The sequence below is a fragment of the Pseudoalteromonas sp. BSi20311 genome (genome assembly GCF_000239875.1).
Lineage (GTDB): Bacteria > Pseudomonadota > Gammaproteobacteria > Enterobacterales > Alteromonadaceae > Pseudoalteromonas.
In genome coordinates, this window is record NZ_BADU01000031.1 from 1 (window position 1) to 21169 (window position 21169).

A 21169-nucleotide genomic window follows, 5' to 3' on the forward strand; every position below is an offset into this window, starting at 1 on the left:
CTTACATTCTACCTAGTTTAAGGCTACTAATAAGCCTCTGTGCACTGCTAGCATTTTCCTCTCACGCCCAATCAAAATGGTCTGTAGGCTTAGGCGCTATCTCGGTCGAATCTCCTTATCTTGATACCGACAATACAACTATCGCCTTACCCACTATCGATTACTATGGCGAAAATTTAACAGTAAGAGGCATTGCCGCAGATTATAAGTTATTTAAAAAAGAAGGCTTTAGTTGGTCTGTTATCCTTGAGCCTCGTCAGTTTTTTGATTCCACTGACTCAGATAATGTTGCCATCAGCTCGCTAGATGAACGAAAACTGTCTTTGTATGCAGGCACCCGAATTATGCACCGTTCGCGCTTTGGTATTATTAGAGCCAGTGTGTCCCACGATGTATTAGGTCATGGTAATAGTGCAAAGCTTAACAGCCATTATAGTTACCCAATTAAGCTTTCAACGCGATTATCTTTAACGCCATTTATCGGCATAGAGCTAAGCAGCCGTACTTTATCAAATTATTATTATGGTGTTGCACAGGGAGAATCAAATACGTTTGACGCTTATGAGCTTGGCTCAACGGTTAACTATCAATCAGGAATAGTGGCTAATTATCAGCTAAATAAACAGTGGAATATTAACGCCATGCTTAAATACAGCCAACTGGATGATGATATTAAAAACTCACCCATTGTTGCAGATAACAACCTATCTACAGCTATGCTGTCTGTAAGCTATCATTTTTAAACTTTGCCGTGCAGAGGATTGCACGGCACTACTACAAAATGCTTTAAACACCCACCACAACTTTAATTGCCAGCGCAATAAATACCGCACCTAACAGCCTATCTAACCATATATTTTGCTTAGTAAAACCAAAGCGTTTTTTAGACACCTCAGTGAGTAAGGCTACCAATAAATACCAGCCAGTATCTATTACAAAAACCGTTAAGCACATAATGATGCCAATACTTAAAGTAAGATTCTCTGGGTCAATAAATTGTGAAAATAACGCCAGAAAGAAAATTGCTAGCTTGGGGTTTAAAAATGCAATGGCAAAGCCATCTTGTAACGCCTTAGAGCTGCTCACTTCGCTTTGCTGAATGTTTAGCTCGCTGTCGTTGGGCTTTGAAAATAGTATTTTCAAACCTAAATACGCTAAATAGGCTGCCCCTAAGTACACTAATAATTGGTACACAGTAGGAAACTGCAACATCAATGCGCCTAACCCCAACAATGAAGCCGCTGCATATAAGCCCACTCCAAAACCATGACTTAACGCTGCCAGCATGCCATTTTTCATGCCACCGCTTAAGCTATGCTTTAATACCACAGCTAAACTGGGACCAGGCGACATTGCGCCCATCATGCACACCAATGCTAAGCTCAACCATAATGATAATGCCATTAGTAACCCTTATATTTCTTCATTTTCAATAAGTAATGCATAACCATGCACTTGCCCATAAAAGCCTGTCAATGGCACTGCGTTTATTACTTTCCAGCCGTCTTGGTTTAATTCCTGTATGCGATCATTTAGTGCGACTATATCTACCCCACCCAAAAAACGGGCCTTTCTGAATTCGATTACTTTTTGCATTTTAATCCTTGTTGAACTTATAACATGTATTCAAAATCGTAATGGTGAATCCCTTGCTCAATCCGTATTTTCATACTGCCGGTTAATCCTGCGAGCTCATCAGTGCCTGAGTCGGGTACCACTTTTAAAATCAAGCTATCTTGGCCTTTATCCATGGTGCCAAAATGCTGCAGTACAAAACCACCTTGCAAACCATCAAGTTCGCCTATTACTTGTTCAATAGCCACATAACCGGCACTGCCTTGGGTGGGGGTCATGGCGCTGAGCATTTCACCTTGGCTAGTTGCGGTTAGGCCACCAGTAAATTGTTTATCAATCGACATCCGACCTAAATTAACGCCTTGCTGCCCGTGTGCATACCCCTCTATAGGCGCTAATGTAACGGTAAACTCGCCTGTTACCTGTTTAGTTGTCATAATTTTTCCTTATTGATGATTTTTAATACTATTGATTTTTAATCTATTGATGCCATATCTATACCTTAATCATCAATAAGAATCTACTATGCCTACAGACAAGCCTGCTTCAGATAAAGCCGCTTTTAGCGCTTTATTCCCCATATTTAATTTTATTAAGCCCTATAAATGGGTAGTTTTAGGGGCTTTAGTGGCGTTACTTGCCACCGCAGGAGTTAACTTATCGCTAGGCCAAGGCGTTAAGTTTGTGATTGATCATGGCTTTATTGCCGGCTCGCAAGCGCAATTACAACAAGCTGTGTTGGTATTAATTGGTTTGATCAGTTTATTGGCAGTGGGTACATTCAGCCGATTTTATTTAATGTCGTGGATTGGCGAACGAGTCAGTAACGACATTCGAAAAGCCGTGTTTAATCGTATTGTTACCTTGCACCCGAGTTACTTTGAAGAAAATCGTAGCGGCGAGCTGATGTCGCGTTTAACCACCGACACCACATTATTACAATCTATTATTGGCTCGTCATTTTCTATGGCACTGCGAAGCTCGCTAATGTTAGTCGGTGGTTTAATTATGCTACTTGTTACTAATTTAAAGCTTACCTTAGTCGTCGTGGCCTGCGTCCCTTTAGTACTGGTGCCTATGTTAGTTTTTGGTAAAAAGGTACGCAAACTTGCAAGTTCTAGCCAAGATGCGATTGCAGATATCAGCACCTACGCGGGTGAGATCATTCAAAACATAAAAGTGGTACAAAGTTATAGCCATGAGCAGCAAGAGCAATCTGCTTTTGCTAATGAAACCGAAAAGGCCTTCAATGTTGCCAAAAGCCGCATTAAACAGCGCTCGTTTTTAATTGCAGCAGTTATTTTTCTTACCTTTAGTGCTATTAGTGCCATGCTCTGGGTAGGCGGTAGTGATGTGCTCGCAGGCACTATGACGGGCGGTGAACTCGGTGCTTTTGTGTTTTATGCCATTATGGTGGCCATGTCGGTAGCAACCGTTGCTGAGGTTTATGGTGAACTACAACGTGCCGCAGGGGCAGCTGCCCGACTGCTTGAACTGCTCGCCGTTAAAAGTAAAATACAAAATCCCGAAATTCCACAAGATGATCAGTTACATGCAACAACAAGTAACAGTGCAATTTCACTTGAAGGTATTAGTTTTAATTACCCTTCTCGCCCAGATGTAAGCGCATTAAATAATATCAGCTTAAATATTGAAACAGGTAAAACCGTGGCTATTGTTGGCCCTTCAGGTGCCGGTAAAACCACCTTGTTTGAACTGTTACAGCGTTTTTATGACCCTGCTAGCGGAGCGATTAAGTTTCATAATATAAATATTAAACAGTTGTCGTTAAACACCTTACGCAACAAAATGGGGATGGTGGCACAAAACCCGATTTTATTTAGCTCTGATGTTACGCATAACATTCGCTATGGCAACCCAAGCGCCAGTGACGAGCAAGTTTATGCAGCCGCTAAACATGCCCATGCCGATGAATTTATAAAACAGTTACCACAAGGCTATAACAGCTTCTTAGGTGAGCAAGGTGTAAGGCTATCGGGTGGGCAAAAGCAACGTATTGTTCTTGCTCGCGCCATTTTAAAAGACCCAGAGATACTGCTACTTGATGAGGCTACCAGCGCGCTTGATGCGCAAAGCGAGCATCATGTTCAGGCCGCACTTGAACACTTAATGCAAAATAGAACAACGCTGATTATTGCCCATAGACTGGCCACGGTAAAACATGCCGATATGATTGTAGTAATGGAAAATGGCGAAATAAAAGCTACAGGCACTCATCAGCAATTAATGGCAAGTAACCCTTTGTATCAAAAACTATGTGAATTACAGTTTAATTTAGATTGATTGCATTTTAGTTGCTACTTCTTTTTAAGCCATTTATTCATTGCGGTATCGTAAGCCTCAGTTAGCTTAGTTTTATCGCACTTTACACCAGCTATGTAACTTTCGGGCAAGTCATTTTTTGGCATAACCCCTGCACCAACGGATACCTTTCTAAAACAGCTATCACCTCGTCGATAAGTGGTAAATTGCATATTTTGCTGCTCTATTTTTAATAGTGGCTTTACCTTGCCTGGATGCTCTTTTGGGACTGTAATACGCTTTTTCTGAGGGTCACTCTTTGCAGTATCAGAATAGCCAGTTTGTTGCTGTAAAATACTGTTGAGTCCTTTGTTTAAATCGATCTTTTTGTAAGGCTTTAAAATTACAGACTGGGTATTTTTAGTGCTGATCTTTACCGGCTCAGTCGTTTTATCTGTTTTTTTATTAATCGCATTTAATGATTTTGATTGGGTTGCATTGTCAGGCTCAATTGAGTTGATTTCTGAATTCACATTTTTGTTAGCGCGTTGTTGAGGGGGTTGTTGTATTGCTTTAATTTTGGCAGGCACACTTACCATATAAGCTTTAATTGGGGTTGATTGTGGCGGCTTTATTTTAGGTGCTTTTAATGAGGCAACAAAAAACAAAACTAATCCATGTAAACATACCGATAAAATAATTGCCGTGCGCCACGCTGCCATAAATATGTCCTTATCGAAGAACTATTTGTGACAGCTAACGCAGGCAAAAGTGCCATTAAAATATACAAAACCACGCATTTGCGCGGTTTTAGCTATTAACCTTGTGTATTAGGCACTATTTGAATTTCGACGCGGCGGTTTTGCGCGCGACCATTCGCGGTATCGTTAGTGGCAATTGGGCGTGATTCACCAAAGCCGCTCGTGCTTACTCGTGCAGCCATAATTTGTTGGTTTACCAAGTAATTTTTTACACTTTGTGCACGCTGCTCTGAAAGAGTCATATTGTAACTATCTTTGCCCGTGCTGTCGGTGTGACCTTCAACACTTAAGTAGGTTTTTTCGTATTTATTCATTACACTTGCTATCGCATTTAGAGTGTCATGAAAGCCCGATGAAATATAAGATTGATCAGTCGCAAACGTAATATTAGATGGCATCACTAAGCGTAAGTTATCACCTTCACGTACCACTTCAACTCCCGAACCTGCTAGTTCATCACGAAAAGCAGCCTCTTGTTTATCCATGTAATCACCTACAGCTGCACCCGCTAGCGCACCAATAGCTGCACCAATAAAAATACGTTTATCTTTGTGGTTACCTGTAGCTTTACCTAAAATTCCCCCTGCTGCAGCACCAATGGCGGCGCCTTTACCCGTGTTATTCATTTCACAGCCAGAAAGTAATACAGCAACGACAGTGACACTTAAAAGTGATTTAGTTAACATCATGGTAATTTCCTATTCATTTAGAATTTATTATTGCGATTATGCAAATATATGTATGAACCAACAATGAAGAATAATGTATAAGCGTTGATATTGCCTATCAAATAAGGAAGTAGTGATAGCGTTTCATAATAATGTCATACTTGTTTGTGACAATTTTATGATTTATCAAAAGGCGATGGACACTATGTTAATTGCGATTTTCAGACAGTTCTTTTTGCTTGGCTGCATGAGCTTTGGCGGCCCTGCCGCGCATTTAGGTTACTTTAAGCACCACTTTGTTGATTCGCTTCGCTGGTTAAGTACAGCGCGTTACGCGCAGCTAATTAGCTTAAGTCAAGCTCTGCCAGGCCCTGGTTCAAGTCAGGTTAGCTTTGCTATTGGCGTAGAACGTGCTGGTGTACTCGGTGGTATCGCTGCGTTTATAGGCTTTACCCTGCCTTCGTTTTTGATCATGGTGCTAATTGCAATAAGTGCACATCAGTTTGATGCTGTTTATTTTGCTATTATTGCAGGTTTGAAACTATTTGCCGTGGTTATTGTTGCTGATGCGACCCTTAGTATGGCGAAAAGCTTTTGCACCAGTGCGGTACTTAAACTTCTGGCAATAATGAGTACTTTAGCACTGATTTTATTTCCTATGTTGGGCACTCAAATCGCCATTTTAGTAACCGCTGCCATTATCGGTGCTTTATGGCCTTTACTTAACTTAGCTAAATCTACAGAAAATGTTAGCAGAGAAAAAACCAACATCAATTGGATTGCTCTTGGCTTATTTGCACTACTACTTGCCATCAGCTTTATCCCACTTGGCGAAAACGCTGCGTTATTCGCGCCTTTTTACCAAGCAGGTGCCATGGTATTTGGTGGTGGACACGTTGTATTACCTGTTTTGCAAGCGGGAGTTCCAACGCTGAGTAATGATCAATTCTTAACTGCGTACGCCAGTGCCCAAGCCGTTCCTGGCCCAATGTTTACTATCGCCACCTACTTGGGGGCACAATTGAACTCTGCACAACCATTAGTGGGTGCGCTAATCGCAACATTATTGATATTTTTACCCGGTTTTTTACTGATGCTGGCGTTTCAAAAAAGCTGGATAAACTTGGCCAGTAATCCTCGCTTTGCCAGCTCAATTGCAGCGCTTAATGCTGCTGTAGTTGGCTTTTTGGCAGCTGCATTATATTCACCCATTTGGACTTCTGCCGTAAGCAATATTTGGCAAATTGCATTAGTGATTGCTGCGTTTGCATGGTTACGTATTAAAAAGCCACCTATTTGGTGGCTATTGTTATTGTTTATTGGTGTTGGCCTTGGACAGCATTATTGGGCACTTTAATGCTGGGTTTACCTGCCATATTGGCCCCGTCAGCTGGGCTTAATTGCCCACTGACACTTTGATAAGCGCGCAGCCCAAACACAGGTAATACGGCCAGTAAATGGTCCATAATTTCAGCTTGTAAATGCTCGTAAGATATCCAACGTTTGTCTTCACTGAAGCAGTAAAACTCAATCGGTAAGCCATGATTAAGCGGTTGTAGTTCACGCACCATAAGTGTGAGCGAGGTATTGATTTTACTGTGTTGTTTTAAGTAACCCTCTGCATAGCGACGAAATAGCCCTAAGTTCGACACCGGATCGGGAAGTGTGCCTAGTCGAATATATTCTTGCAGTGGTATAGCCGCTTCTATTTGCGCTTTAAAATCGTCATTAACTAAAAAGATGCTGTTCATATCAATGTTTAAAGAACGCTTGATGCGTCGCCCACCAGATTCTTGCATACCGCGCCAATTTTTAAATGAACCGGCCACCAGCATATAAGTGGGGATGGTCGTTATGGTGTTATCCCAGTTACGTACTTTTACGGTATTAAGTCCTAAATCAATCACTTCGCCATCGGCGCCGTAGTTATCTACTTGGATCCAATCTCCATAGGTCACCAAACGATTAGCGGCAATTTGAATGCTGGCGACAAAACCTAATATGGTGTCTTTAAATACTAATAAAGTAACAGCGGCGATCGCACCAAAACCAGAGAGAATATAAGTCGGCGATTTTTCAAGCACAATACTAACAATTAATATTGAACACACAATAAAGGTGATCAGCTTAACCACTTGAATTAACCCTTGAATGGGCACTTCGCGGGCAAAATCTAATTGGTTATAAATAGCACCAGCAATGCTTACAATACTGCTAATAATAAAACCAATATAAATAATTAATAATGCTTGGCCAATGGTTTTAAGGATCTCTTGAGCAATTGCATTAACCGGATAAACACTATCAAATGTGGCTAAAAAAAGCACACAGCACAGCAAGCAGGCAATCCGCTTATTGAGCTTAGTTAACATAGGTGACAATGAACCAATACGCTCAGGCGAGAGTTTAGTCACCACCTTTTGAATACCCGGTAACATCAAGCGACGAGTAAATAAGTAAACAAATAATAATGAAAGAATGCCAATTGATGAGGCGGTAATTGCACTGAGAAAAAAAGCATCGGGGACTTTTTCAAACCAAGGAGTAATTAGCTCCTGTAGGTGTGTTTTGCTCATGGTATTTCAATTTCCTTACTGGGAGTTAATTCAGTACTAGCTTGCTGAATATGAATAGCGCTTAATTGCTTATCTTTTACTGTCCATAAGTTATTTAAGTATTGCTGAAACTGGGCCCTGAATGCCTTATCGGTTTGGTAACTGCCAATCATCTGTGTATTTATTGGCATAACCTCAATAGTAATATGAATAGACTCCAACTCGCCTTTTAAAATATTACGACACACATGATCTGACTGACCGCTATACACTAAACTGGTGTTAAGCATAGCGTCAAACTGCTCGTTTAAAACCTCTAAGGCAAAAGCAATTCCACCAGCCTTAGGCTTTAATAAATGCTGAAAAGGGCTTTGTTGATGCTGGTGCTTTTGCGCAGTAAAACGTGTACCTTCTACAAAGTTAACTATGGTTGTAGGGTGATGACGAAAGTTACGGCAACTGCGCTTAGTACGCTCGACATCTAAGCCTTTTAAATTCGGATTTTTAGCCAATTGCGCTTTGGTCACTCGTTTCATAAAGGGCATACCCATCGCCCACGCACCAGTGCCAATAAATGGCACGTATTTAAGCTCATCTTTTAAAAAAAACTTAGGGGCTGGCAATGCATCCAACGAGCTCAATACCGCAATATCAAGCCAGCTGATATGATTACTGATTAGCAAATACCAACTGTTGGCGTTTACCTCCCCACTAATATTAACTTTAATATTATTACAGCCTAGCCACAGCCCTAAGCGGTTACCTTTGCACCACCCTTTATACGCACTGTGTAATAATTTACCCACTACAGGTATGGGCAGCACTAATTTAACTAACCCAAGGGTAAGCACTAATGCGCCAAATATTATTAAATTAGCAAATAAAACACAGCCAACAATTAAGCCATTTAACCAATTAGGTAACCATTTTTTTAGCATAACTGTCAGCTCATTTTGTTATTTTTGTTTGAGATTAACCAACGTCTGGTTTTTTTCTTCCCACACGCGATTTAATTCACTTTGAAAGCGTACTCTAAAGTCAGGATCATTAGTGTAATCACCAATTAAGTCGTCACTAACGCCTTTTACTTCAACATGTACATCAATGTGTTTTACTTTACCGGCTGCAAAATCCATAAAGGTAGGAATGCCCTCAGGGTAATGAATAGTGACATTTACCACTTTAGAAATTTGCTCACCCATGGCTTGCATTACAAACGCCACACCACCCGCTTTCGGTTTAAGTAAGTGAGGAAACGGGCTATTTTGACGCGCATGCTTTTGCGCTGTAAAACGCGTCCCTTCAACAAAGTTAACCACACTGACTGGCATTTCTTTAAATTTTTCACAGGCTTTACGGGTGGTTTCTAAATCTTTACCACGCAATTTAGGATTCTTTTTTAATTGGCTTTTACTGGTGCGGGTCATAAAAGGAAAGTCGAGTGCCCACCAACATAAACCTAAAACAGGCACGTAAATAAGCTCTTTTTTCAAAAAGAAGTTTAAAAAAGGTATTTTGCGATTAAACACCCGCTGTAACACTAAAATATCCACCCAGCTTTGGTGGTTAGCAATGACTAGGTACCAATCTTTTAATTTAAGCTCTTCAAGACCAATAACATTAAGTTTTGTTGGCGTTAATAACGTTTGATTTAACGTGTTGAAGGTCACCCAAATAGAGGCACATTGCTTGGCCGTCCAACTCATTAATTTTTGTAGTGGTTTGATTGGGATTAACTTAACGATGCCACAAATAAAAATAGGCACAAACCAAAAAAGAGTGTTTATTGTATAAAAGAAAATACTAAATACACTGCGAATAACTGACATTACTTCTATTCCTTTAAACATCGCGCAGCCACTAAGACCGCGCTTAACTATGCAACTAAATTAATCTTCAAAATAGGTGTAGCCCTCAAGCCCTGCATTGAGCTCGGCTAGGTACCCTTCTTTACAGTGTTCTGATACATCAAGTTTATTAATTTGAGTGGCAAAGTTATCAGCTAATAACTCGCTATCATAATCAACAAATTTTAATACATCCTTAACGCTGTCTCCTTTAATGGCATTGGTTAATACATATCCCTGCTCATTAAGCTCAACATGGACTGAGTCGGTATCACCAAATAGGTTATGTAAGTCACCTAAAATCTCTTGGTATGCCCCCACCATAAACATGGCAATATGATACTGCTGACCTTGTGTATATTCAGGGATAGGTAAACTTGTTTCAATACCTGCACCTTCAACGTACTCACGTATTTGCCCGTCAGAATCACAAGTAATGTCTTGGATAATCGCGCGCTGAGTAAGCGGCTGCGTTAGGTTTTCGATGGGCATGACCGGAAATAACTGCTGAATACCCCATACATCAGGTAATGACTGAAACAATGAAAAATTCACAAACAGTTTATCGGCTAGCTTTTCGTTTAAATCATCCAGCACTTCGCGATGAGCGCGTGCGTTAACGCTTAACGATGCACGAACTCGGTGTAAAATCGTAAAGTAAAGCTGCTCTATTTTCGCCCACTCTAGCATGCTCACTAAACCATGCACGTATTGATCGTGTGCTTCGCTAAATAAGTGCATAGCATCATGATATATTTCAAGTGCCATACGTGGGTTCAAACGTTGTAAGCATTGCCACATTTCATCTAGCACTAATGCGCTGTTTTCCAATGGCGGTTCTGGGTTGAAATGATTCGGTGCTTTTTCTACATCAATGACATCGGTGATCAACACCGCATGATGAGCCGTTAATGCACGGCCAGATTCGGTAATAATCGCAGGATGCGTTAAGTTATGCTGATCGCACACATCGGCAAATGCATTCACTACATTACGCGCGTATTCTTCGACTGTGTAGTTCATTGAGCAGGCACTACGTGAGCCTGAGCCTTCATAGTCAACGCCAAGCCCGCCACCCACATCAACCGTATTTAGCGGTACACCGTATTGAGTTAATTCAGCAAAGTGGCGAGCACATTCGCGCAAGGCACGATGAATATCACGAATATTGGCGATTTGAGAACCAATATGAAAATGCACCATTTGCATTAAATGCAACTTGTTATGTTGCTTAAGTACTTCCACTGCACTGAGTACTTGCCCTGCGGTTAAACCAAACTTACCTTTTTCACCACCGGTATTTTGCCATTTACCTTTGCCAACCGAATTTAAGCGAATACGAATTCCAATAGCCGGTTCAATGCCTAAATTATCAATTTCTTCAAGCAATGTGGTTAGCTCTGAGAGTTTTTCAACCACAATTTTAACGCTGTGTCCCATTGCTTGACCAATACAGGCTAAACGTAAAAACTCGCTGTCTTTGTAGCCGTTACATACAATAGTAATAGGCTCTTTCGCCACCCCTAAAATGGCCATTAGTTCAGGCTTAGAACCGGCTTCAAGTCCCACTAAGCCACTTGGGTGAGCTAATAACTTACTCACAACAGAGCGCTGCTGGTTTACTTTAATAGGATAAACACAGGTGTATTTGCCGTTATATTCGCGGTTAGTGCGCGCTTGAGTGAAGGCATTGGTGAGCGTATCTACACGATTTTTTAAAATATCAGTAAAGCGCACCAGTACGGGCAATGTTAACCCTTGCTGCTTAAATTGCTCAGTAAGCTGACTTAAAGAAATGGCAGGTTTTGTTTGGTCGCCATCAGGATAGGCTATCAACTCACCTTGTGCGTTAATATCAAAATAACCATCGCTCCAATGAGCAACATTGTATGTAGCACGTGCTGTTTCTAAACCCCAAGTCATGGCAACTCTTCTTTATTAAATTAGGTGTAAAGGGGCATTTTAATACGTCACTATCTGCTAAGCTAACAAAAATTGAACTTTCCCCTCTTTATAGCTAACTTTATTCGCTAAAGAGAGTAAAATTTGATTGAGCAATAGGCCAAGCACTGGCAGAATTGCCTCCTTTTTTTCATACTCAACCAAAAGTGTAACAACAACTATGGCAAATTTAGATCAAAGTAAGTGGTTTACTGAAATTAGCGACCGCGATGGCAGCGCATTTTCATTACGTATTAACAAAAAGTTAGATGAAAAACAGTCTCCTTTTCAAAAAGTAGAAATGTTTGAAACCACAGACTTTGGTAATTTAATGATCATTGATAGTTGTACTATGGTAAGTAGCCGTGAAAACTTTTTTTACCACGAAATGATCAGCCACCCAGCATTACTGGCGCATCCAAACCCAAAAAATGTAGTTATTATTGGTGGCGGCGACTGCGGTACGTTACGTGAAGTGCTCAAGCACCCAAGCGTAGAAACTGTAACCCAAATCGATATTGACGAAGTAGTTACCCAAATGTCGTTAAAGTACTTCCCAGAGTTATGTGAATCAAATAATGACCCACGTGCTACTGTGATGTTTGACGATGGCATTAAATACATGCGCGAAGCAGCTGGTGAGTCTATTGATGTAGTGATTGTTGATGGTACTGATCCGGTAGGCCCAGGTGAAGGTTTATTTAACCATGCGTTTTATACTAGCTGTTTAAACGCACTTCGCCCTGGTGGAATACTGGTACAACAAAGTGAATCGCCATTAATGCATATGCCACTGTTAGTTGAAATGCGCGAAGCTATGCTAAGTGTTGGTTTTAACGATTTACAAACACTCCCATTCCCACAACCTATTTACCCAAGTGGGTTATGGTCAGTGACGCTAGCTCGCAAATCTGAGGCATTTAATGGCTTTAGAGAAGACGGCGCAGCAATAATTGCACAGCATAGTGAATACTACAATGGCGGCATTCATCACGGTGCACTCGCAACACCTAATTACATGAAACGCGCTTTTGATAAAAAATAATAAGTTATAAATATAAAACAGGGCTCGCTAGAGCCCTTTTTTATGTGTTTAATTACACTGAATACGTTTGCAGTCATCTCGTAATAACCCCACCTTCACTTTATGCTCATAGTCTACAATTTGACATAAAGGACACACAATGAGATTACCTTTACTGCTAGTTGCTTTACTTTCAAGCAGCGCTTTTGCAAAAGAAGCCATGCTGGAATCGCCTGATCAAAAAATTAAAATCACCATATCTGATCAATCTTCATCTCCTTACTATTCTATTAGCTTTAATGGTAAACCTGTTATTGCGCAGTCACATTTAGGTTTTAGATTTAAAAGCCAAGCGCCATTTGATGAAGGTTTTGTTATTAGTGAAGTAACCCACTCACAAACAGATAGCCAATGGCAACAGCCTTGGGGTGAGCGCCAAACCGTTGTCGACAAGCACAATGAAATTGCCGTTACCTTTAATAAACCCGCACCCCACGGTGGCACATACACAGTGCGATTTAAAGCCTTTGATAGCGGTGTGGGATTTCGCTATGAAGTCCCTAAACAAGCCGGTTTTGAAAAAATAGAAATTACTAAAGAGCTGACCGAGTTTGCCATCGCCGGTGCCGATAAAGCCACCGCATGGTGGATACCTGCTCGCGGTTGGAATCGTTACGAATATGTCTACAACACCACAGCCTTACAAGATGCTGCACTCGCTCACACCCCTTTTACCTTTAAAAATGGTAACGGTGTACATGTCAGCATTCATGAAGCAGCCCTAGTTGATTATGCGGGCATGGTGCTTAACCAACGTCGCCCAGGCACTTTTAGCGCCGATTTAACGCCATGGTCAGATGGTATAGCAGTCAAAAAGCACGGTGCATTTAATACACCTTGGCGCACCATTCAAATTGGCGAACATGCGGTAGACTTAGTTAATTCAGATATTATTTTAAATCTAAATGAGCCAAATAAGCTCGGTGATGTGTCCTGGGTTAAACCAGGCAAATACGTAGGTATTTGGTGGGGCATGCACATCAATGAGAATACTTGGGGCAGTGGCGAAAAACACGGTGCCACCACAAAAAATACCAAATACTACATGGACTTTGCCGCAAAATACGGCTTTGATGGTGTATTAGTGGAAGGTTGGAACACCGGTTGGGATGGCGACTGGTTTTATAATGGTGATGTATTTAGCTTTACTCAGCCTTATGACGATTTCGATATTGCAGCGCTTACACAGTACGGTAAAGAAAAAGGGGTGCAGTTAATTGGTCATCATGAAACCTCTGGCAATGTTAGTAATTATCGCGACCAAATGGAAGACGCTTTTGCGCTTTACGAGCAATCAAATGTAAGCCAAATTAAAACCGGTTATGTGGCCGATGGTGGCAATATTAAACGCATTGATGAAAACGGCATTGCCCGTTTTGAGTGGCATGACGGCCAATTTATGGTTAATGAGTACTTATACAACGTTAAGCTAGCTGCAAAACATAAAATAAGTATTAATACTCATGAGCCAATAAAAGACACCGGCCTTCGCCGAACTTACCCTAATTGGATTGCTCGTGAAGGCGCTCGCGGCCAAGAATTTAACGCATGGGGCACGCCACCCAATCCACCAGAGCACATTCCAATGCTTGCTTTTACGCGTATGCTTGCAGGCCCAATGGACTTTACACCGGGTATTTTTGATATGAGCTTTAATGGCTTAGGTGGCGATACAAACCGTCCGCAAACAACACTTGCAAAGCAATTAGCACTTTATGTTGTAATGTACAGCCCAATTCAAATGGCGGCTGATTTACCTAAAAATTATTTAGCTAAGCCCGATGCTTTTCAATTTATTCAAGACGTACCGACCGATTGGCAACAAAGTATTGCGCTTGATGGCGAAGTAGGCGACTTTATTGTATTTGCACGCAAAGAGCGCAAGCGCGATAACTATTCAGGGAACGATTGGTACTTAGGTGCAGTTACCGATGAAAATGCCCGCACCATTGAGATTAAACTCGACTTTTTAGATAAAGATAAACAGTTTGAAGCGCAAATCTACCAAGACGGTAAAAACGCTGAATGGAAGAACAATCCTTATGATTTAAGCATTGAAAAACGCACTGTTACCGCAAGCGATAAGCTAACATTAAAATTGGCCACCAGTGGCGGTACAGCCATTCGTTTTAAAGCCCTCTAGTAGTTAATCTGAACTCTAGATAATAAATTAACGCTATCTGCAACCATGCAGATAGCGTTATTAGCTTGGATTAGTAACCTTTATCGGTAGGTATATTTGCGCACTTAAACCACCTTCAGGGCGATTAGAGAGCACCACCTTGCCGCCATGCATATCGATAATACGCTTAATAATTGCAAGGCCTAGGCCGCTACCTTCACTACCGCGAGCTGCATCACCTTGTTTAAACGGTTCAAATACTGACTCCAACTCGCTTTCAGGAATACCCGGACCACTATCGTTGACCGCAATAACCACATATTTTTTATTGGAATTAAAATAACTGAGTACTTCAATATCACCCTCTGAGTAGCGTAGTGCATTTTCTATCATATTGGTCACTACTCGCTTAATCGCGACACTACTTATGGGAATTTTTCCAATATTAGGATTCGGTTTAAACGTGATCACCCGTTGATGCTTAAGCTCACTTTGTACGACTTCACCAAGGAGCGCATTAATATCTTCGCAGGTTTGTTCTTCACGTTTATGATGGCGTAAATATTCGATAAATTGATCGATAATGCCATTCATATCTTCAATATCGTAAATAATGCCTTCACGTAAATAATCATCTTCATCAACCATCATTTCTGTGGCTAAACGAATACGCGTAAGCGGTGTGCGTAAATCATGAGAAACACCGGCCATAAGTAATCGACGGTCGTTTTCAAGGGCAGCAATACCTCGCGACATTTGATTAAAGGCGCGCGTTACCTCAATAACCTCACTCGACCCTTGCTCTTGTAACTTGGTACTAAAGTCGCCTACCCCTACTTTTATCGCAGCTTGTTGTAATGCTTTTAGTGGTCGGTTCAAATGCCTGGCAAATAACCAACCTCCTAGTACACTTAAAAAGCCGATACTAGAAAGATAAAAGGTTAAAAACTCAAGGTTACTTTCTTTAAATCCGGTGAGCGGCACTTTGACCCAATAACCCGGCGCCTGCGGGGCTTCTACCCAATAAATAAGCGGATCAGTTTGACTAATGCGCACCCGAGAAAAGCCATTTAATTGCTCAGACATACTACGCGATAGCCCAGAATACTCACGACTTTGGCCTAAACCATGACGCATAGCTTCACGCTGAGTCATTACTTCAATGCCGGTTATTTCAAAAAACTTCTCAGAGACTTCATCGGTGACTTCAACGCCATCTTCCCAATCAATAAACACGGTTTTAATTTGCTTAGCCAGCATTAAATTAACTTGTTCAATGGTGGGTTTAACTACATATAAACTTACCGTGACGTAGGAGACTATTTGGTTAATAAGCAACAAAGCGGCAACCAAAAATACGGTTTGTCCAAACGCACTACGCGGAAACATTCCCATAATGATTACTTTTCACCGTCAGGAACAAATACATAACCTAAACCCCATACCGTTTGAATATAGCGTGGGTTAGCGGCATCGACTTCGATCATTCTACGAAGGCGTGATACTTGAACATCAATACTGCGCTCAAGCGCACTGTAGTCTCGCCCTCTAGCTAAGTTCATTAATTTATCACGACTTAATGGCTCACGCGGATGAGACACTAACGCTTTTAGCACCGCAAATTCACCACTAGTGAGTGACACCGTGTTATCGCCTTCACTCATTTCGCGGGTGGCTAAATTTAGGGTAAATTTACCAAACGCAATTAAGTTCTCCTGCGCTGAAGGCGCCCCTGGTACTTCTTTTGATTGGCGACGTAAAATGGCTTTTATGCGCGCTAATAGCTCGCGAGGATTAAACGGTTTCGGAATATAGTCGTCAGCGCCGAGTTCTAGGCCAATAATGCGATCGACTTCATCGCCTTTGGCGGTCAGCATAACAATAGGGATTTGGTTTTCTTTTTGGCGTAAACGTCTACAAATAGAAAGCCCATCTTCGCCGGGCAGCATTAAATCAAGCACCATTAGATGAAAGTTTTCACGCTCAATTAGTCTATCCATTTGCTCCGAATCAGCAGCTGTTCTGACAATAAACCCTTGCTCTACCAAGTAGCGTTCCAGCAAACTGCGTAAACGTTTATCGTCATCAACCACCAATACTTTTACTGTCTCTTGTCCCATAATCTGTTGCTTATTTTTATAATTTATTAATCGTTAATATAAATGAAAAACTTAATAATAAAAAACTAATTAAGTGCTTAGATTGTTACTGAACATTTCAAATTCATTGATAGCTATTTTATCTCGACAAGCTGCCTTTATTTTAATACCTTGCCACTCATGAAGATTAAACAAGAACTCAGCGTGAAAACAAACTTAATTACTCGCGAAGGTTATTTACAATTGCAGCAAGAACATGATCATCTTTGGAATGAAAAACGTCCAGAAGTGACTAAAATTGTGAGTTGGGCTGCTAGCCTAGGTGATCGCTCTGAAAACGCAGACTATCAGTACAACAAACGTTTACTACGTCAAATTGACCGTCGTGTTCGCTATTTACGAAAACGCATCCCCGATTTAAAAATTGTTGACTACTCACCTGTACAAGACGGCAAAGTTTTTTTTGGAGCGTGGGTAGAAATAGAAAACGAGGCCGGTGAGTGTAAAAATTTTAGAATTGTCGGCCCCGATGAAATTTATGATCGCAACGACTATATTTCTATCGATTCACCAATGGCGCGAGCGCTATTAAAAAAACAAGTAGACGATGATTTTGAGGTCATGACTCCGCAAGGTGCTAAGCAGTGGTACGTAAATAACATTATCTATCAAAAATGACAGCGCTTAGTTTTGATTCAGATCATATTAACTTTTTATTGTTTATATTATCTGAGTAAGCTATAACTAAAGTTACTCAAGTAATGTTGTATTAACTTGAGAGTAGTTAATTAAGGTCATCATTATGTCAAACATAACAGCGCGCATATTACAAAATGCCCTCGTGTTTGCACTCTTCATGAGTGTGAGTTTGACATTGCATGGTGCACCTAAAAATAACAAACTTGATGCTGGTTTTGCTCCAGCTGAATTTATTGTTTGTGACTCCCCTGACCAAGCAAACCTCGACACCGATATAGATTCTCATGTTGGTGTTATTGCGCTTAGAGAAATTCAACCACTTCCTTTAGCGTTTTTCTTTCATTATGAAAGTAGATTTTTAGCCACTGCCTACAATCATGCAAACCCGCGAGCGCCACCCGTTATTTAATTTAATAACTTGCTTTTAAACATTATTAAATTTTTATAACTATTTATTTAGGTGGATATTATGTCTAACTTTAAAGAACTCCGTACCCAAGATATTTCTCATGGCACTATTGCTGATACTTTTACTAATGAGGCTGTGATTGATTTAACCTCTCCAGCAACACGTATAGTAACTAGCTTTACTCAAACAAGTCCTATGCGCGCAGCGTTTGATACAACCATTGAACAAGCATCAAAACAGTTAAATACTCAGCGCTCTGATTTTATTTTAGTGACTGACGAACATCAAAAACTAATTGGAATTGTCGCAAGTGCAGATTTACAAAGCTCAAAAATCATGATTTTAGCGCAGCGTTTAGGCTTGCCTCGTAGTGAAATTAGCTTACGCTATTTAATGACACCGCTGAGTAATTTAATGGGTGTAAGTATGAAAAGCTTAAGCTACTCATGCATTGGTGATGCACTGCAAACTATGGAACATCATGGCGCTATGTTTTTATTAGTCACTGCAGCTAATAATGAAATAAGTGGTTTAATTTCAGCACGCGATATAGCACGTAAGCTACAAATTCCTGTTCATATTAGTCCAATAGCGCACACATTTAGTGAAGTACTTGAAAGTGTAGAGCACCCTCACTAAATCCGCTTTTTATTAGTATAGTTCCAACCCCAGTAATGGCATCTTAAGGCAAGTAAAATAGCTTGCTTTAAGAGCTTTTTATTACCCTCCCCTGTGATATTATTCAAGACATTGACGCATCAGTTAACTTTTTAGCTGGTCTTATTTTTTGTATTAAAAGGTTTTTGCATGAGCGATATCTCTGCACGTTTAGCAACTGAGCTAAATGCACAGCAGCAACAAGTGGTTGCAGCAACAAAGTTACTTGATGAAGGCGCAACCGTCCCCTTTATTGCCCGTTACAGAAAAGAAGTGACCGGTGGATTAGATGACACCCAACTACGCCTTCTAGAGCAACGTTTATCTTATTTACGTGAACTTGAAGAGCGTCGTGGCTTTATCCTGTCGACGATAGAATCTCAAAATAAACTTACCGGTGAATTAGCGGCTGATATTAAAGCAGCACAAAGTAAAACCGAACTAGAAGACTTATATTTGCCTTATAAAGCAAAGCGCCGCACTAAAGGTCAAATAGCTATTGAAGCCGGTTTAGAACCGCTAGCCGATGCGTTATTTAACGATCCGATGCTTGACCCAGACGCTGAGGCTGCACAATTTATTAATGTCGACAAAGCAATTGTCGATACTAAAGCAGCGCTTGATGGTGCTAAGTTTATTTTAATGGAACGCTTTGCCGAAGACGCTAAATTACTCGCTAAATTTAGAACTCATATTAGCCAAAATGGGGCGATTGAAAGCAAACTTATTGATGGCCAAGAACAAGCGGGGGCTAAATACCGAGACTACTTTGAACATCAAGAACCGTTAAAAAAAGTCCCCTCGCACCGTGCACTAGCCATGCTAAGAGCGCGTAATGAAGGCGTTTTACAGTTAACTATTAATCCTGAGCCGAGCGCTGAAAATCCAGCGCAATTATGTGCACAGATGATTAGCGATCATTACCGCCTAGATATTAAAAACAAACCTGCCAGCGCTTGGTTATTAACCGTGGTGCAATGGGCGTGGAAAATTAAGCTTGGATTACACTTAGAAAATGAATTTTTAGCCGCAATGCGTGAAAAAGCCGAAACCGGTGCCATTGATGTATTTGCTAAAAACTTAAAAGACTTATTAATGGCAGCCCCTGCAGGTCCTCGCACTACGTTAGGCTTAGATCCTGGTTTACGTACCGGTTGTAAAATTGCCGTGGTTGATAGCACAGGTAAGCTGCTTGCTACCCAAACGATTTTTCCACATGCACCACAAAATCATTGGGATAAATCATTACGCACGCTCGAGCAGCTATGTCGTCAACATAAGGTAGAGCTTATTGCAATTGGTAACGGCACCGCTTCTCGCGAATCAGATAAACTAGTTGGCGAACTTATCAAAGCCAATACCGAGCTTAAACTGAATAAAATCATGGTCAGTGAGGCCGGCGCTTCGGTGTACTCTGCGTCTGAGTTTGCTGCTAATGAATTTCCGGATTTAGATGTATCTTTACGCGGTGCCGTGTCTATTGCACGCCGCCTCCAAGATCCATTAGCTGAGCTGGTTAAAATAGAGCCTAAGTCTATTGGTGTAGGTCAATACCAACATGATGTATCGCAAAGCCAACTGGGGCAAAGCCTAATTTCGGTGGTAGAAGACTGTGTAAACAGTGTCGGTGTTGATTTAAATATGGCCTCTGTACCTTTGCTTGCACGTGTTTCTGGCTTAAACAAAACCTTAGCGCAAAACATTGTAAACTACCGTGATACAAATGGGTCATTTACAAAACGCAGTCAGTTAAAAAAAGTAGAGCGCTTGGGGCCAAAAGCATTTGAACAAGCAGCCGGCTTTTTACGCATTAACAATGGCAGCGATCCACTAGACAACTCATCAGTTCACCCTGAAGCATACCCTATCGTTAAGCGTATTTGTGAGCACAATCAGGTAGACGTAAATAACCTCATTGGTAATAAGGAGTTTTTAAATAAGCTCGCTGCAAATGACTATATTGACGATAAATTTGGCCTGCCTACCGTGACCGATATCATTAGCGAGCTTGATAAACCGGGTCGCGATCCGCGCCCTGAATTTAAAACTGCTGAGTTTAAAGCGGGCGTTGAAAAAATTAGTGATTTAAAACCAGGCATGATTTTAGAAGGCGTGGTATCGAACGTTGCTAATTTTGGTGCATTTGTTGATGTAGGTGTCCATCAAGATGGGCTAGTGCATATTTCAGCTATTACTAATAAGTTTATTTCAGACCCGCGAGAAGTGGTTAAAGCTGGTGACATTGTTAAAGTGAAAGTGGTTGAAGTTGACGCTGCCCGTAAACGCATTAGCTTTACCATGCGCTTAGATGACGAGATAGACACTAGCAATAAAGCTGCCCCTGCGGCGCCGCAAAAGCCGCGTGGCAACAATGCAAACCAATCGCGAGCGCCCAAACCAAAGCGTGACACAGGCAATGCCATGATGGGTAATGCGTTTGCTGATGCCTTTGCCAATGCGAAAGTGAAAAAATAAAATGACCCAATAAAA

General features: G+C 41.1%; 20 protein-coding genes. 9 read left to right on the plus strand and 11 right to left on the minus strand.

What is annotated here, in order from left to right; all coding sequences use genetic code 11:
• Positions 1-743, plus strand: a 743-nt coding sequence (locus tag P20311_RS02935; protein ID WP_238529422.1) for a MipA/OmpV family protein, incomplete at its 5' end; no start/stop codon positions are given.
• 43 nt (positions 744-786) lie between these two features.
• Here the strand turns inward: P20311_RS02935 and P20311_RS02940 are convergent.
• From P20311_RS02940 to P20311_RS02950, 3 genes are read right to left on the minus strand one after another with little or no spacing between them, the layout of a single operon-like run.
• The gene (locus P20311_RS02940; protein WP_008109492.1) at positions 787-1404 is read right to left on the minus strand and encodes a LysE family translocator; all 618 of its coding nucleotides are present in this window, start codon (positions 1402-1404) and stop codon (positions 787-789) included.
• Between the two features lie 9 nt (positions 1405-1413).
• Complete coding sequence (locus P20311_RS02945; protein WP_008109493.1) at positions 1414-1596, minus strand: hypothetical protein; 183 nt, start codon at positions 1594-1596, stop codon at positions 1414-1416.
• 17 nt (positions 1597-1613) lie between these two features.
• Positions 1614-2012, minus strand: a complete 399-nt coding sequence (locus tag P20311_RS02950) for a DUF3224 domain-containing protein (RefSeq protein WP_008109495.1) — start codon at positions 2010-2012, stop codon at positions 1614-1616.
• A gap of 88 nt (positions 2013-2100) precedes the next feature.
• Between P20311_RS02950 and P20311_RS02955 the strand changes: the two genes are divergently transcribed.
• A complete protein-coding gene (locus P20311_RS02955) occupies positions 2101-3879 on the plus strand; it encodes an ABC transporter transmembrane domain-containing protein (RefSeq protein ID WP_008109496.1) in 1779 nt (592 codons plus the stop codon).
• Positions 3880-3893: 14 nt separating this feature from the next.
• Here P20311_RS02955 and P20311_RS02960 read toward each other — a convergent pair whose 3' ends face one another.
• Positions 3894-4559, minus strand: coding sequence for a hypothetical protein (locus tag P20311_RS02960; protein ID WP_008109497.1), 666 nt, complete (start codon positions 4557-4559; stop codon positions 3894-3896).
• 95 nt (positions 4560-4654) lie between these two features.
• Complete coding sequence (locus tag P20311_RS02965; protein WP_010392457.1) at positions 4655-5287, minus strand: OmpA family protein; 633 nt, start codon at positions 5285-5287, stop codon at positions 4655-4657.
• 184 nt (positions 5288-5471) lie between these two features.
• Here P20311_RS02965 and chrA point away from each other — a divergent pair, with 184 nt between their 5' ends.
• The gene (gene chrA, locus P20311_RS02970; protein ID WP_008109499.1) at positions 5472-6623 is read left to right on the plus strand and encodes a chromate efflux transporter; all 1152 of its coding nucleotides are present in this window, start codon (positions 5472-5474) and stop codon (positions 6621-6623) included.
• Here the strand turns inward: chrA and P20311_RS02975 are convergent.
• Genes P20311_RS02975 through speA form a run of 4 tightly spaced genes read right to left on the minus strand, consistent with a single transcriptional unit; the run spans position 6583 to position 11591 of the window.
• Positions 6583-7842: a mechanosensitive ion channel family protein gene (locus P20311_RS02975; protein WP_008109500.1), complete on the minus strand. Its 1260-nt coding sequence runs from the start codon at positions 7840-7842 to the stop codon at positions 6583-6585. The genes chrA and P20311_RS02975 overlap by 41 nt on opposite strands.
• On the minus strand, positions 7839-8759 hold the full coding sequence (locus P20311_RS02980) for an acetyltransferase (RefSeq protein WP_008109501.1): 921 nt from the start codon (positions 8757-8759) through the stop codon (positions 7839-7841). Before P20311_RS02980 ends, P20311_RS02975 begins: the two co-directional genes overlap by 4 nt.
• 18 nt (positions 8760-8777) lie before the next feature.
• Positions 8778-9650, minus strand: a complete 873-nt coding sequence (locus P20311_RS02985) for an acyltransferase (protein WP_008109502.1) — start codon at positions 9648-9650, stop codon at positions 8778-8780.
• A 60-nt stretch (positions 9651-9710) separates the two neighbouring features.
• Positions 9711-11591, minus strand: coding sequence for a biosynthetic arginine decarboxylase (gene speA, locus P20311_RS02990; protein WP_008109504.1), 1881 nt, complete (start codon positions 11589-11591; stop codon positions 9711-9713).
• A gap of 199 nt (positions 11592-11790) precedes the next feature.
• Here speA and speE point away from each other — a divergent pair, with 199 nt between their 5' ends.
• Both speE and P20311_RS03000 read left to right on the plus strand, forming a co-directional pair.
• Positions 11791-12654: a polyamine aminopropyltransferase gene (speE, locus tag P20311_RS02995; protein WP_008109508.1), complete on the plus strand. Its 864-nt coding sequence runs from the start codon at positions 11791-11793 to the stop codon at positions 12652-12654.
• 139 nt (positions 12655-12793) lie between these two features.
• Positions 12794-14836 carry a glycoside hydrolase family 97 protein gene (locus P20311_RS03000; protein WP_008109510.1) on the plus strand — a complete coding sequence of 681 codons (2043 nt, stop codon included), beginning with the start codon at positions 12794-12796 and terminating at the stop codon, positions 14834-14836.
• Between the two features lie 60 nt (positions 14837-14896).
• On the opposite strand, the gene envZ is transcribed toward P20311_RS03000, so the two are convergent.
• Together envZ and ompR are read right to left on the minus strand one after the other, a co-directional pair.
• Positions 14897-16210, minus strand: a complete 1314-nt coding sequence (envZ, locus tag P20311_RS03005) for a two-component system sensor histidine kinase EnvZ (protein WP_010392436.1) — start codon at positions 16208-16210, stop codon at positions 14897-14899.
• Positions 16211-16215: 5 nt separating this feature from the next.
• The gene (ompR, locus tag P20311_RS03010) at positions 16216-16935 is read right to left on the minus strand and encodes a two-component system response regulator OmpR (protein ID WP_008109519.1); all 720 of its coding nucleotides are present in this window, start codon (positions 16933-16935) and stop codon (positions 16216-16218) included.
• A 183-nt stretch (positions 16936-17118) separates the two neighbouring features.
• Between ompR and greB the strand changes: the two genes are divergently transcribed.
• The 4 genes from greB to P20311_RS03030 all read left to right on the plus strand — a co-directional run bounded on the left by greB (position 17119) and on the right by P20311_RS03030 (position 21154).
• Entirely contained in the window at positions 17119-17592 is a 474-nt protein-coding gene (gene greB, locus P20311_RS03015; protein ID WP_036984713.1) for a transcription elongation factor GreB, read from the plus strand.
• A 124-nt stretch (positions 17593-17716) separates the two neighbouring features.
• The gene (locus P20311_RS03020) at positions 17717-18022 is read left to right on the plus strand and encodes a hypothetical protein (RefSeq protein WP_008109524.1); all 306 of its coding nucleotides are present in this window, start codon (positions 17717-17719) and stop codon (positions 18020-18022) included.
• Positions 18023-18082: 60 nt separating this feature from the next.
• Positions 18083-18661, plus strand: coding sequence for a CBS domain-containing protein (locus tag P20311_RS03025; RefSeq protein ID WP_008109526.1), 579 nt, complete (start codon positions 18083-18085; stop codon positions 18659-18661).
• A 168-nt stretch (positions 18662-18829) separates the two neighbouring features.
• Positions 18830-21154, plus strand: a complete 2325-nt coding sequence (locus P20311_RS03030; protein WP_008109528.1) for a Tex family protein — start codon at positions 18830-18832, stop codon at positions 21152-21154.
• Positions 21155-21169 lie beyond the last annotated feature (15 nt).